The following is a 13,706-nucleotide window of genomic DNA, read 5'->3' as shown; positions in this document are numbered from 1 at the left end:
TGGCGGGTGGGTGACGTTTGAACAGGTGAATGTCCATGATCCCGCCTTTGGTTGCCACGAGGCTGCCGCCCGGCGCCGGCGGCCGTCGCGTGTGCGGGCAATCGGAACCTTGCGAGGCCGATCACGCGTTCGTTTGCAGTTGTTCGGGCGCCTCGTCGATGAGCCGATGCAACCGCGCCAGAGCCAGTTCGTAGTCGAAGCCATCAATGGCCGCGGCGATATCCCTCAGAGCGCCCGCGCAGGGCTGATCCTGATGGAAGCCGAGCAATTTGCTGATCAGGTCGCCGGCACTGGTGTCGTTTGCTTCCAGTAAGGTCTGTAGCTGCCGAAGAGCGGCGGCGGCCTGTTCTTGCGTCATGTCGGCCGCGGCCGATGGTACCGGCTGCACCGCGCAGAGCGATGTCAGACCTGTTTGAACGGTCTCCAGCCGCACTTGCAGGTCGAGTAGCAGATTCGAGATCACTTCCTCCGAGGCGGAGTTCCGGCAAGCGTCTTCCAGCGCCGCGGCAGCCTCGGCCAGATCCAGGGCGCCGATGTTGGCAGCTGCTCCCCGCAGGGTGTGCGCCAAGCGCTGGCGGGCTGTCGGATCATCTGCCAGGGCCGCGACGCGGAACTGGTCAATGAAGTCCTGGTAGCCGGTGCGAAAACGCTGCAGTAGTCGTTCGTAGAGTGCCGCCTTGCCGGCACAGGTGGCCAGCCCGGCGCGGCTGTCGATACCAGGCAGGTCGAACTGGCTGGCAGCCGCTGCCGCCGGCGGCGCGCTTGCAGTGGCCGGGCGCTGCCGTGGTTCGATCCAGCGTGACAGGGTGAGGAACATGGCGGGCGGGTCGATGGGCTTGGCGATGTGATCGTTCATGCCGGCGGCCAGCGCCAGTTCGCGGTCCCCGGCCATGTTGTTGGCGGTCATGGCGATGATCGGCAACTGCGTCAGTTCCGGGCGCAGGCGCAGCGCCTGGGTGGCCGCGTAACCGTCGAGCACGGGCATCTGGCAGTCCATCAGCACGCAGTCGAAACACCTGTCGACGGCCAGCCGGTCCAGTGCTTCCTGGCCGTTGCCGGCCAGCACGATTTCGATGCCAACGTCGCCCAGCAGCTCCATCGCCAGCTCCTGGTTCAGCTCGTTGTCTTCCACCAGCAACACCCGGCTGCCGGCGATGCGGGCCACGGCCTCGTCGGTGGCGCTCTGGCGTTCGCGGCTACGCGGCTCAACGGCGCTCACCTTGCCCAGGGCGATGTTGATCGACTCCAGCAGGGTGGAGGGCGTCACCGGCTTGGTCAGCACCGTGCCCAGCTCAACGCCGCGCTGCTGGGCGGCATCCAGCGCCTCATCGCGTCCGAAGGCGGTGACCATGATCACCGCCGGCACGTCCTTGCAGTGGCCGTCGTGGAGCCGCGCGACTACCTCGATGCCGTCCATGCCCGGCATCTGCCAGTCCACCAGAATCAACTGGTATGGCAACTGCCGCTGCTCGGCTTCGCTGATCCATTCGAGGGCTTCGTCGCCATTGCGCGCGACATCGACTTCCAGCCCGTAGCTCAGCGCCATGCCCGAGAGAATCTCGCGGGCCGAAGCGTTGTCGTCAACCACCAGGGCGCGCACGTCGAGCAGTTCGTCCGCTCGCAGCATGCGCCGCGGGGTAGCGGAGGAGGGGATGCCGAAGCGCGCGTGGAAGTGGAATACCGAACCCTTGCCCGGTTCGCTGTCCACCCAGATCTTTCCGCCCATGAGCTCCACCAGACTCTTGGAGATCGACAGCCCCAACCCCGTGCCGCCGTAACGGCGCGAAGTGGAGGAATCAGCCTGGATGAAGGACTGGAACATGCGTCCGCACTGCTCGGCGGTCATGCCGATGCCGGTGTCGCGCAGCCAGAAGTGCAGCTCCGCTTCCTGAGAGCCGAGCGTCACCGGCTCGATACCGAGGACGATTTCCCCGTGCTCGGTGAACTTCACTGCGTTGTTGCCCAGGTTCAGCAGGATCTGCCCCAGGCGCAACGGGTCGCCGACCAGGGAGGTCGGCAGGTCCTGGCTGAGCTGGAAGAGCAGTTCCAGGGATCGCTCCTCGGCCTTGAACCCGACCATCGCGGAAAACTGTTCGAGCACGTCTTCCAGGCGGAACTCGACATGCTCCACGCTCATCATGCCGGCCTCGATCTTCGAGAAGTCGAGGATATCGTTGATGATGCCCAGCAAACCCTCGGCGGAACGGTTCACCTTCTGCACGTAGTTGTGCTGCCGCGCGTCCAGCCCGCTTCTGAGGGCCAGGCTGCTCATGCCGATGATCACGTTCATCGGCGTGCGAATCTCGTGGCTCATGTTGGCGAGGAACTCGCTCTTGGCGCGGGTCGCTTCCTCGGCCAGCTCTTTGGCGCGACGCATCTCTTGCTCGACCAGCTTGCGTTCAGTGATGTCGTACAGCCAGGCAAGCATGGCGGGCTCGCCCTGGTGGATCATCGGCAGGTACGTGGCGAGAATGTCGCGCACGTTGCCCTGGCTGTCATACAGGCGAACCTCGCGCTCGAGCATTCGAGCGCCGGCTGCCAGCTCGTTCCAGATGGTATCTCGCTCCGTCTCGTCGACGTACAGCCCGGCAGCCTCGTCGCCGGCCCTGAGGCCGAAGCTGGTGGCGAACGCCGGGTTGACCAGGTGCAGGTGACCGTGCGTGGAGATGGCGACGCTGACCGGACTGCAATCGAGGATGTATTGCAGCTGCCTTTCACTTTCCAGCAGGGCCGAGGCCTGGCATTCCATCTGTTCGGCCTGCGTGCGGGTTTCCTTGAGCAGTTGTTCGGTGCGCGACGTGCGTTCGAGGATTTCCAGGTTCATGGCCAGCAGCGGGACGAATTCATCGAGCAGGGCGAGCTGGCTCGAGCCGAATTCCTGCAAGCTCTCCAGTGCCAGCACGCCGACCAGGCGGTCGCCATGGATCAGCGGCTGCAGGTCGAGCACCCGCGGCGGGGAGCATTCGCCTTCCACCTGAGGTTCGGGCAACAGCAGGTGGATCGCCGTACGCTGCTTCGCGCACTGACCGATCAGACCCTGGCCGATAGGCACTCGCGCCGGTGAGTCCGGGCCCGGCGCGTAGTTGCCCAGCAACACCAGCTCGGCGCTCTTCTCATCGTGAACATGCAGGGTGGCGCGTCGCAGCGCCAGGGGCGGGGCGAGCGTCTCCAGGGTGCGGTTGCCCAGCTCGCTGGATCCAGCGACGGATTGCATGGCGGTGCTGAGTGTTGCTACCTGCGTTTTTACCCAGCGCTGGTCCGCCATCTGGCGGGCTTCGGACTGCAGTGCGGTGATCGCGCGCGCCATCTCGCCGATTTCATTGGGGTAATCCTGGAAGGGCACCATCACGTTCAGCTCGCCCTTGCTCAGCGTGTCGACCGAGTGCCTGAGCTTCTCCGCGGGGCGGCGAATGGACAGGCTGATGAGAATGCCGAAGAGGAACCCGCCGCCTACGCATAGCGCAAGAAGCCAGAAGGTCAGCTCGACACTGCGTAGAAAGTGCTCGGAGGCGCGATTGACCTCCAGGTCCGCGCCTGCGCGCTTGATTTGCCCGACCTCGGAAAGGGCCAGGTTGGCGACCTCGGCAGGGCGCTGGAGCTCAGTGGACGACAGCAGGGCAATCGCCGCCAGGTCCGAGGAGCGGCCCGCGCTGGCAGGTTGGTCGTTGAGTTGCAGCACCCGGTCGATCTGGCCCTGGTATTCCTCGTAGGCGACCTCGAAACGTATCAGCTCCTGCTGCGCGCGGGTGCGATAGATGAGCGGGCGCGCCTGTTCGATCTCCTCACGTAAAATCGCCTGGGTTTCCTTGAGTTGCTCCAATGCCTGTTCCCTGGCGCCGGGGTCCGCCGCGAGTACCGCCTGGCGAACGCTTCTGCCGAGGCTGGCCAGCGCGACCCGGGCGGCATCGATATGGGCGAGGCCGAGCATCTCCTTTTCATAGATCTGGGTGATCCGCTGAGTCTGCTCTCGCTGGACGTACAGGCTGTACAAGCCCATGAACAGGGCAAGCAGCAGTATGCCGCCAAACCCGAGCACCAACCGGGTCCTGAGCTTCAGTCGCTGTAGAAAGCCGAGTGGAGTCACCATCAAGCGGCCTCCTGGCGAACCTGCCTTGCTGCTGTGAGAAGTTTACGCCTGTCGGCCCGGCATGACGGCGGCGTCCGCTGATGCTTCCTTGTCACCGAACTGCTCGGCAATGCGACGGAATTCGTCCTGCAATGTGAGGAAGGCATCCACCACGTCCGGATCGAAATGCAGGCCGCGCTGGCTGCGAATGTGCTCGACGGCGGCCTCGTGGGGCATGGCGTTCTTGTAGATACGCCGGCTGATCAGCGCGTCATAGACATCGGCCACCGCCATCAGCCGGGCCGACAGCGGGATCGCGTCGCCGGCCAGGCCCTGGGGGTAGCCGGAACCATCCCATTTTTCGTGGTGACCGTATGCGATCTGCTTGGCCAGACGCAGGAAGGGCACGTCCATGCCAAGGCGTTCTTCGGCCTTCTCCAGGGCATCGAGCCCGAGCGTGGTGTGCGTCTTCATGACTTCGAATTCATCGGTGGTGAGCCGGCCCGGCTTGAGCAGGATATGGTCCGGGATACCGACCTTGCCGATGTCGTGCAGCGGGGCGGACTTGAACAGCAGTTGCCGGGTTTCCTCATCAAGATCAGCGGCGAAACGCGGGTGCTGCTGCAGGTGCTCGGCGAGGGTGCGGACATAGTGCTGGGTCCGGCGAATGTGGTTGCCGGTTTCGTTGTCGCGGGTTTCGGCCAGGGAGGCCATGGCGATGATGGTGACGTCCTGGATGGCTGCCAGCTCGCGGGTGCGGCGCTGCACTTCCTGTTCGAGGAAGTCGTTCTGGTCGCGCAGGAAATCGGCGGCGGCCTTGATGCGCAACTGGTTGTCCACGCGCATCAGCACGGTCGGCGGGTTGATCGGCTTGGTCAGGTAGTCCACTGCGCCCAGTTCCAGGCCGCGAATCTCGTCGTCGGCCGCGCCCTGGGCGGTGATGAAGATCACCGGGATATGGCGCGTACGGGCCTCGCCGCGCAGGCGCCGGCAGACCTCGAAGCCGTCCATGCCGGGCATCATCACGTCCAGCAGGATGAGGTCCGGCGGCTCATCGGACTGGGCGATCTGCAATGCCTTTTCGCCGGTGCGTGCGGCCTTGACGCGGTACAGCAGCTTGAGCAGCTCCGAGAGGAGCGTCAGGTTCTCGGGGGCATCGTCGACGATCAGAATCGTCGGGCGAACAACGGGACCAGGTGCATTCATTGACCTTCCTCCGCCGATGGGGGCGCGCCACAGCACTTCCTTCGCACGCGCCGGAACCAGTATAGACCGCGCCGAGCGAGCCCCTGGGAGCATTCGGGGGGCCGGCTCGGGCGGCAATTCAGCCGTTGTGCTCCACCTCGACGAAGTGCCGTGTGCCGGCCTCGAAGTCATAGATGTGGTAGTTGTTCATCATCCGTCCATAGAGATGCAGGCTGACCGCGCGCGGGCGGTCGGCGGGGACGCCGGTGACGTGGATGTGGTCGGGATTGGGGACGAAGCTGGTGACCGCGCCGGGTGGCAGCAGGATCATGCCGCCCTTGACCAGCTCGATGCCTTCGTCGCGGTTGCGGTCGGCGGACAGGCACACGTAGCTGCGTTCCTCCAGCACGCCCTCGACTATGCCCACCACGCCCCAGCTGCCGTGGTCGTGTACCGGCGTCCACTGGCCCGGCGACCAGACCAGGGCGTAGAGCGACAGGTTGTCGTCCGGCGCCTGGTAGATCAGGTTGCGCGCATAGTGGAACGGGTCGCTCTGGTAGTGCTGTGCTTCGAGGAAGTCGCCGGCATGGGTCAGCAGCTCCATCATGAAGGGCGCCAGCGAGGCCACGCACTGGCAAGGTTCGGATTCCTGCCGGCTGAGCTGGGTGGCGTGTTCGATGAAGCGGGTGAGGGTGGCGTTGGGCATGAGCGGAGCGCTCCGGCGGGTGTTGTCGACACAACGAAATCACTCTAGCCGCTTTTGCGCCGGCTGCTCAGGCGTTCTTCGGCGCGCGCCGCAGCGGGTAGGTCTCCCGGTTGAGGCCCCGCAGGCCAATCCGTATTGGCGGGAAATACCGATTAATTGATTGTTCTTCTGCCGGTTGGATGGCCAATGGCCTTTTATTTTGGGGGCAATTTGATAGATGGTTTTAGTGAAAGTTGCAAGGAGTGCGGATTATTAGGCGAAGCTTTGTAACAAGATGATATGGAGATAATTCCCACGGGTGCCACGGGTGTTTCCATAAGGCATTTGGCTTTCGGGCGGTACCAATAAAATTCCAGGTCCCTAACATATTCGTGGGAGTGGCCACTTCCGCTCAATTAAGGATTGATAAAAGGAATTCATGATGAACAAGATTAAATTCGCTGCATTGCCGCTTGTGCTCGCCCTGGGCGCAGGTTTCACCACGGTGGCATCGGCAGATTGTTCAGCCAAACGCGCTTCTATCGAAAATCAGATTCAGCAAGCACAGAAGTATGGCAATGCCAACCAACTTGCTGGCCTGAAAAGAGCGCTCAGTGAAGTGAATGCTCACTGCACCGACGCCAGCGTTGCCAAGGATGCCGAGAAGAAAGTCTCCAAGCTCGAGAGCAAGTTGCGCGAGAAGCAGGACGACGTTCGCGAAGTACAGGCTGACCTGCGTGAGGCCCAGGCCAAGGGCGACGCCAAGAAAGTCGCCAAGTACCAGAGCAAGCTGCAGGAGAAACAGGCTGAAGTGAAGGAAATCACCGCTGAGCTGCGTCAGGCTCAGGCGGAGTTGGCCGCACTGCGCGGTTAATCAGCCCTGCAATAGGGAAGAAGGCGCTTCGGCGCCTTTTTCTTTCCTTGGACTTTGATGTGAAGTTACTGGTGAATGAATTACTTCACGCGGTTATCGTTATTCATTGTTTCATGCTTGTCCGGCTCGTGCTGGGCCGATATGAAGGCGCCCCATGTGATGGTTAATGATACTTACAAGGGGCGTCTGGATATCGAGTTCGATAATGATCTGGAAGCCTGTATTTCACCGCACTTATTGCGGCAGTTGAAGGTAAGGCACGCAAGTGCCAAAAGCGCGGAGTTAACCGAAGGCGGCTGCCTGACGGCGCCGGCGTTACAGCGGCGCAATATAAGGAAGTCCTACGACGAGAGTACGCAGTTATTGAGGATAACGCTGCCAGGTTCGCAGGTGGAAGATGGGGATAATGAGCCTGATACGCGTCGCTGGGACAACGGGGTCACGGCGGGATTCGTTGACTATCGCCTCAACTACGCCCGTTATGGCGGTAGCCAGTATGCCGACGCGGATCGGCAGGCAAGCCTGTATGCCGACTTGAACACGGGGGTCAACCTGGACGCTTGGCGCTTGCGGTATGAGCCGGTCTATCAGCAGGAAACCTGGGGTAAGGCGCAGTGGTACACCGAACGGGCGTTGGCGTACCGGGACATTCCCGACTGGCGCAGCCAGCTCTCGATCGGCGACGGTGCGACGGCCTCGACGCTGTTCAACAGCATCCGCTTTCGCGGCGCCAGCCTGGCTTCGGATGAGCGCATGCTGCCGAACAGATTGCGCGGCACATTCCCCTGGATCAGGGGGTACGCGCACAGCAATGCCGAAGTGAAGGTTCGCCAGAACGGCGAGGTGATCTATCAGACCTTCGTTTCACCGGGAGCCTTTGTGCTCAAGGATGTCTATCCCCCCGATCCCAGCGGCGACATTGAAACCACGATCAAGGAGAGCGACGGCACCGAGAGCGTGCGCAGGGTGCCTTATTCGGTCATGCCGAACCTGGTGCACGACCGCCAATGGAAGTACGACGTGACGGCGGGGAAGGTTCGTCCTTACCACGGCATCGACCAGGTGGAACCGACCTTCTACCAGATCGGCGTGGGGTATGGCCTGCCGAGCAATCTCACGCTCTTTGGCGGCTTCCTGGCGGCGGACATCTACCGCAGCGCTGCGCTGGGCATTGGCAGGAGTTTGGGGGAGTGGGGCACGCTATCCGTGGACTACAGCATCTCCAGCGCCGAGGACCCGCGACGAACCGAAAACGATCGTGGCGGCATGGCACGGCTGCGCTATGCCAAGGCATTCCCGACCCTGGAATCCTCCCTGAATGTGCTGGCGCAGTATTACCCCGACCAGCGCTATCGCACATTCGGCCAGACGGTGTCGCAACAGCAGACCTACTGGTGGGACTGGGAGGAGGGTGTCTTCATTGGAGTGTTCGATGCAGAGAAGAAGTACCGATTGGAGGCCAGCTACAACCAGTACTTCTCGGAATCGGACAGCCTCTACCTGACGGTGGTGCGCGAGGCGATGCGAGGAAAGGACAAGGGCGAGACGTCCCTCGAGTTCGGCTACAGCGCAACCTGGGGTGACGTGGATGTTTCGCTTTATGCCGAATACACAGACAGCCTGTTCAACCAGGCGCAGAGCCAGCTCGGCGTCTCCTTCAGCATTCCCCTGGGTGCGTTGGGCGTGCCGCGGATGAAGCTCAATCTCGACGAGACACTGGCACATAACGACTCCAGCAGCCGTCGCGCTGGCGTCAGCGGGATCCTGTTTTCCGACTTCAGCCTCAGCTATGACGCCAGTGCCAGCCAGAGCCAGCGCTCAGGGGAGGGCCAGGACGTGAGCCTGGATTACCAATACAACGCGGGAGAACTGCGCGTCGGTTACTCGCGGGGGGACGGGTATCGCATGCAGACCGGTGAGCTTTCCGGGAGCGTCGTGGCGCATTCGGGCGGTATCACCCTGGGCCAGAGCCTGGGGGAGACAGTGGCGATCGTCAACGTGGCGGACTCCCCAGGTATCGGGGTCGACAACCAGTACGGAGTCACCACCGACCGCTGGGGCAACGCGATCGTCACCACCCTCACGCCTTATCGTCTCAATCGGCTGACGCTGGGTACCTTCAGCCTGCCGGACGATACGCACCTGGCCGAATCAGAGGCTGAAGTGGTGCCCACCGCCGGCGCCATCGTGTTCACTCGGTTTCCGGCCGCCCGCCGCGGCGACGGCATGCTGGCGACTACCGCGCCGGAAATTGTGCGCGAGGCGGCGCCAGCTCCGCAGGCGTTGCCGCTGCCCGCAGCCGACAGCTCTGCGAATAGCTCTGTGCGCACATCGATGGCCCAGTCGGATGCCGTGAAGGGCGACCTGGTATTCACCCGCTTGCCATCCCACCCAGTCAATGCCGCGACGGCCACCCGGAGCTTCTCCAGCTCGCGCTGAACAGCGCCATCAGTGCTCGGCAGCGGGGCGACGCAGCAGGTAGGTATCCATGACCCAGCCGTTGGCCTCGCGGGCTGCCTGGCGGGTGCGTTGGATGTCTTCGCCAACCTCGGTGAGCCGCCCGCTGCGCAGGATTTCGTCCGGCGTGCCGACGTAGGCGCCCCAGTAGATTTCCAGCTCCGGGTCGTCCAGCTGGCGGTAGGTGTCCTCGGCGTCGAGCATCACCACGACGCTCTCGGCGTTATCCGGGAAACCTTCAGCCAGACGCCGACCGGTGGTGATCAGCACCGACTGGCCGATGGCGTTTAGCGGCACCCGGTGGCGCGCAGCGAGGGCCTGCACGCTGGTGATGCCAGGGATCACCTGATGATCGAAGTTCACCCGGCCCTCGCTCAGGATGGCGTCGAGGATGCGCAGGGTACTGTCGTAGAGCGACGGGTCGCCCCAGACGAGGAAGGCGCCGCACTGGCCCTCCTGCAGTTCGTCGGCGATCAGGCGTTCGAGCACCTGCTGCTTGGCCTGGTTGAGGTCACGCACCTGCCCGGCGTAGTCACCTTCGCGGATGCGTTCGGGGCTGTCGGCTTCAACGATGCGGTAATCACCACGGGTGACGTAGCGCTCGAGAATGTCCCGGCGCAGTTGGAGCAGCTTGTCCTTGCTCGCGCCCTTGTCCATGAGGAAGAACACATCCGCGCGGTTCATCGCGTTGATCGCCTGCACGGTGAGGTAGTCGGGGTCGCCAGCGCCGATGCCGATGATGAGCAGCTGCTTCATGTCTGGTCCTGCATCCGGTTCGTTGGGCTTCAAGACTACGCCTGTCCGGCGACGCGCTCATCGGCCGGATCGACGCGCCGTTGCGGGAGATTGCCGATGGTCCGCTGCGGGCTGAGGCCGATCGTGGACAGAGTCCGCTCCTACGCGCGAAATCGGATTCGTAGGAGCGGCCTCTGTCCGCGATGTTTCATCGCCGCAACGAGGTTTGCATCGCTCACCTTCGGCGCGGCGGAACCCGCCGGTCAGCCCAGCAACGCCGCGTCCTTGCGCAGCTCGCGGGCCGCCGCGACCATGTTTATCAGCGCTGCTTCCGTCTCCGGCCAGGCGCGGGTTTTCAAGCCACAGTCAGGGTTGACCCACAGGCGCTCGGCGGGAATACGCTGCGCCGCCTTGCGCAGCAGCTTGACCATCTCGTCCTTGCCCGGCACGCGCGGCGAGTGGATGTCATAGACGCCCGGGCCGATCTCGTTGGGGTACTCGAACTTCTCGAAGGCCTCCAGCAGTTCCATGTCCGAGCGCGAGGTCTCGATGGTGATGACGTCGGCGTCCATCGCCGCGATGGATTCGATCACGTCGTTGAACTCGCTGTAGCACATGTGGGTATGAATCTGGGTTTCGTCGCGCACGCCGGAGGCGCACAGTCGGAAGGCCTCGGTGGCCCAGTCCAGGTAGCGGCCCCAGTCGCTGCGGCGCAGCGGCAAGCCCTCGCGGAAGGCGGCTTCGTCAATCTGCACGATGCGGATGCCGGCGGCTTCCAGGTCCACCACTTCGTCGCGGATCGCCAGGGCCAGTTGGCGTGCCTGCACCTCGCGGGAGACGTCCTCGCGCGGGAAGGACCACATCAGCATGGTCACCGGGCCGGTCAGCATGCCCTTCATCACCTTCGCGGTAAGGCTCTGGGCGTACCTTATCCAGTCCACGGTCATCGGTTGCGGACGGCTCAGGTCGCCAAAGATCACCGCTGGCTTCACACAGCGCGAGCCATAGCTCTGCACCCAGCCAAAGCGGGTGAAGAGGTAGCCGTCGAGTTGCTCGGCGAAGTACTCAACCATGTCGTTACGTTCGGCCTCGCCGTGCACCAGTACGTCCAGGCCCAGATGCTCCTGGATCTCCACGGCGTGGCGGATTTCGCTGTGCATGGCCTCGGTGTAATCAGCGACGTTGAGCTTGCCCTGCTTGAACGCCTGCCGTGCGAGACGGATGGCGGAGGTCTGCGGGAAGGAGCCGATGGTGGTGGTGGGGAAGTCCGGCAGGTTCAGGCCGGCGCGCTGTTTGACGATACGCGCGGCAAAGGGCGAATGTCGCTGGCTGTCCTGCGCCTTGACGGCGGCCAGGCGGGCTTTCACCTCCGGTTTGTGAATACGCGGCGAGGCGGCGCGGCTGGCCTGCACGGCGCGGCTGCGCTGCAGTGCGGCCAGGACTTCCGGGGCTTCGGGCTGGTTGACGGCGCGGGTGAGCAGGGCGACTTCGGCGCACTTCTGCACAGCGAAGGCCAGCCAGCTTTTCAACTCGGCATCCAACTGGTCCTCGCGCTCCAGGTCCACCGGGCTATGCAGCAGCGAGCAGGACGGCGCGACCCACAGACGATCCCCCACGCGGTCATGGGCGTGGCGCAGCACTTCCAGGCTCTTCTCCAGGTCGCAGCGCCAGACGTTGCGGCCGTTGACCACGCCAAGGGAGAGAATCTTGTAGGCCGGCAGGCGGTCGAGGATAGTCGGGAACTGCTCCGGCGCGCGCACCAGGTCGAGGTGCAGGCCGTCTACCGGCAGGCCGGCAGCCAGCCCCAGGTTGTCATCCAGGCCGCCAAAATAGGTGGCCACCAGCTTCTTCAACGGCTCGCTCTGCAACAGGTTGTAGGTGCGCTCGAAGGCGTTCTTCCAGTCCTGCGGCAGGTCGAGGGCAAGGATCGGTTCGTCGATCTGCACCCACTCCACACCCTGCGCGGCGAGGCGGCGGAATATCTGGCCGTATAACGGCAGCAGGCGTTCCACGAGGTCGAGCTTGTCGAAGTCGTTGCCTTTGGTCTTGCCCAGCCAGAGGTACGTCAGCGGGCCGATCACTACCGGTTTTACCGCGTGACCCAGCGCGTGCGCCTCTTCCACTTCCTCGAACAGTTGCTCCCAGCTCAGCTCGAACTGCTGGTCAGCGCTGAACTCGGGGACGAGGTAGTGGTAGTTGGTGTCAAACCACTTCGTCATCTCTTGGGCATGAGCGCCGCAGCAACCCGCACTCACGCCTCGCGCCATGGCGAACAGGGTCTGCAGGGTCGGTTTGGCGTCGCCGTGGATACGGAAGCGCTCGGGAATCACGCCGAAGGTCAGCGAGTGGGTCAGCACCTGGTCGTACCAGGCGAAGTCACCGACCGGCAGCAGCTCGATGCCGGCGTTCTTCTGCACCTGCCAATGGGCGGCGCGCAGCTCGCGGCCAACGGCGCGCAGGCCGGCTTCGTCCAACTCACCCTTCCAGAAGGCCTCCTGGGCCTTCTTCAGCTCGCGGTCGCGGCCGATGCGGGGAAAGCCGAGGTTGTGTGCCAGCGCCATGTGAATCTCTCCAGTGAATCAACAATGGATAAATTCTCCCGGCGTTGCCTTCATGAGACAAACTCAATGTTCTTGTGATGAACATAAGAAATGTTCATGTTGATGCCGCGATTCAGGGCGAGCGGCGGATACGCTGGCGCGTTATGCGCCCTACGAGAAATGCCGCTAATCAAGGCCCATTGCCCTTGTACGCTGGCGAAACGGCGCACGGCGAAACCTGTAGGAGCGAGCTTGCTCGCGAACCCGGACCACCGCAGCGCTAGCGGCTGAACGCAGGTCGGTGCTACGCACCGCCGGCCCGCATCTGCCGGGCCAGGGCTCCGGGGGAAGTCTTCAGCTGGCGCTGAAACAACTCGATGAACGCCGAGGTCGATTCATACCCCAGCTCGCCGGCGATCAACGTCACCGACTCGCCGCGCTCCAGCCTTGGCAGCGCCGCCAGCAGGCGAACCCGTTCGCGCCACTCGCGGAACGACAGGCCGGTCTCGTCGCGAAACAGCCGCGCCAGGGTGCGCCGCGAGGCCCCGACGCGCTGTGCCCAGTCCTCGATGCCCAATCGTTCGCCGGGGTGCTCCTGGAGATGGTCGGTGACGCGCCGCAGCCGGGCATCACGGGGCAGTGGCAGGTCAAGGCCGGAATTCGGCGCATTGTGCAGTTCATCCACCAGCACCTGCATCAAGCGTGCTTCCGGTCCTTCGTCGGGATAGTCGCTGGCGAACTCGCTGGCGCGCTGGATGAGGTTGTCCAGCAGTGACGAGACTTCCACGACACGGCAAGGGCCGAGTCCCGCAGCGATATCCGCGGCCAGGTAGAAACTGCGGAACACCACGGCAGTCCGCGCTCGCACGCTGTGGGACACCCCGGGAGGCAGCCACATGGCGCGGCGCGGCGGGATGAGGCAGGCGTGTTGTTCGGTGCTGGCTTCCAGCACTCCGCTGGCGGCATACATCAGCTGCCCCCAGGGGTGGGTATGCGGCGCCACGCTGTGGCCGGATGGCATGTCGAAAGCGCGCAGCCAGACCGGCCGGGGAAGTGTGGCGAAGCCGGGAAGTGCCAAAGGATCCTGTCCCGTCAACGGCATAGCTTGTCTCTCTCACGGAAGTGGGCCACGAAGCGCCGATGGTAGCGTCTTCCCTGGTCAAT

8 protein-coding genes are annotated in these 13,706 nt (G+C 63.7%); 2 read left to right on the top strand and 6 right to left on the bottom strand.

Annotated features, from left to right (window positions below):
- Window positions 1-121: 121 nt before the first annotated feature.
- The 3 genes from AC2T4A_RS21740 to AC2T4A_RS21730 all read right to left on the bottom strand — a co-directional run bounded on the left by AC2T4A_RS21740 (window position 122) and on the right by AC2T4A_RS21730 (window position 5,957).
- Window positions 122-4,087: a response regulator gene (locus AC2T4A_RS21740; protein WP_486741766.1), complete on the bottom strand. Its 3,966-nt coding sequence runs from the start codon at window positions 4,085-4,087 to the stop codon at window positions 122-124.
- Window positions 4,088-4,129: 42 nt separating this feature from the next.
- Window positions 4,130-5,272, bottom strand: coding sequence for an HD domain-containing phosphohydrolase (locus AC2T4A_RS21735; protein ID WP_478378055.1), 1,143 nt, complete (start codon window positions 5,270-5,272; stop codon window positions 4,130-4,132).
- 118 nt (window positions 5,273-5,390) lie between these two features.
- Window positions 5,391-5,957, bottom strand: coding sequence for a cysteine dioxygenase family protein (locus AC2T4A_RS21730; protein WP_486741765.1), 567 nt, complete (start codon window positions 5,955-5,957; stop codon window positions 5,391-5,393).
- Window positions 5,958-6,375: 418 nt separating this feature from the next.
- Here AC2T4A_RS21730 and AC2T4A_RS21725 point away from each other — a divergent pair, with 418 nt between their 5' ends.
- Both AC2T4A_RS21725 and AC2T4A_RS21720 read left to right on the top strand, forming a co-directional pair.
- On the top strand, window positions 6,376-6,810 hold the full coding sequence (locus tag AC2T4A_RS21725) for a DUF1090 domain-containing protein (RefSeq protein ID WP_486741764.1): 435 nt from the start codon (window positions 6,376-6,378) through the stop codon (window positions 6,808-6,810).
- A gap of 75 nt (window positions 6,811-6,885) precedes the next feature.
- Window positions 6,886-9,249, top strand: coding sequence for a fimbria/pilus outer membrane usher protein (locus AC2T4A_RS21720; RefSeq protein WP_486741763.1), 2,364 nt, complete (start codon window positions 6,886-6,888; stop codon window positions 9,247-9,249).
- 9 nt (window positions 9,250-9,258) lie between these two features.
- Here AC2T4A_RS21720 and cobF read toward each other — a convergent pair whose 3' ends face one another.
- The 3 genes from cobF to AC2T4A_RS21705 form a co-directional block, all read right to left on the bottom strand.
- Complete coding sequence (gene cobF, locus AC2T4A_RS21715; protein ID WP_486741762.1) at window positions 9,259-10,023, bottom strand: precorrin-6A synthase (deacetylating); 765 nt, start codon at window positions 10,021-10,023, stop codon at window positions 9,259-9,261.
- 242 nt (window positions 10,024-10,265) lie between these two features.
- The gene (gene metE / locus AC2T4A_RS21710; RefSeq protein WP_486741761.1) at window positions 10,266-12,563 is read right to left on the bottom strand and encodes a 5-methyltetrahydropteroyltriglutamate--homocysteine S-methyltransferase; all 2,298 of its coding nucleotides are present in this window, start codon (window positions 12,561-12,563) and stop codon (window positions 10,266-10,268) included.
- 283 nt (window positions 12,564-12,846) lie between these two features.
- Entirely contained in the window at window positions 12,847-13,644 is a 798-nt protein-coding gene (locus AC2T4A_RS21705) for an AraC family transcriptional regulator (protein WP_416747278.1), read from the bottom strand.
- Window positions 13,645-13,706 lie beyond the last annotated feature (62 nt).

It is taken from the genome of Pseudomonas sp. PVC-3-1 (assembly GCF_057444315.1).
The sequence above is the reverse complement of the archived record's forward strand: the minus strand, read 5'-3'. Positions and strand labels throughout refer to the sequence as shown.

Excerpts from the sequence above, each read along its gene's own strand:
- AC2T4A_RS21740 (WP_486741766.1), bottom strand. The coding sequence starts at position 4,087 with ATGGTGACTCCACTCGGCTTTCTACAGCGACTGAAGCTCAGGACCCGG.
- AC2T4A_RS21735 (WP_478378055.1), bottom strand. The coding sequence starts at position 5,272 with ATGAATGCACCTGGTCCCGTTGTTCGCCCGACGATTCTGATCGTCGAC.
- AC2T4A_RS21730 (WP_486741765.1), bottom strand. The coding sequence starts at position 5,957 with ATGCCCAACGCCACCCTCACCCGCTTCATCGAACACGCCACCCAGCTC.
- AC2T4A_RS21725 (WP_486741764.1), top strand. The coding sequence starts at position 6,376 with ATGATGAACAAGATTAAATTCGCTGCATTGCCGCTTGTGCTCGCCCTG.
- AC2T4A_RS21720 (WP_486741763.1), top strand. The coding sequence starts at position 6,886 with ATGAATTACTTCACGCGGTTATCGTTATTCATTGTTTCATGCTTGTCC.
- cobF (WP_486741762.1), bottom strand. The coding sequence starts at position 10,023 with ATGAAGCAGCTGCTCATCATCGGCATCGGCGCTGGCGACCCCGACTAC.
- metE (WP_486741761.1), bottom strand. The coding sequence starts at position 12,563 with ATGGCGCTGGCACACAACCTCGGCTTTCCCCGCATCGGCCGCGACCGC.
- AC2T4A_RS21705 (WP_416747278.1), bottom strand. The coding sequence starts at position 13,644 with ATGCCGTTGACGGGACAGGATCCTTTGGCACTTCCCGGCTTCGCCACA.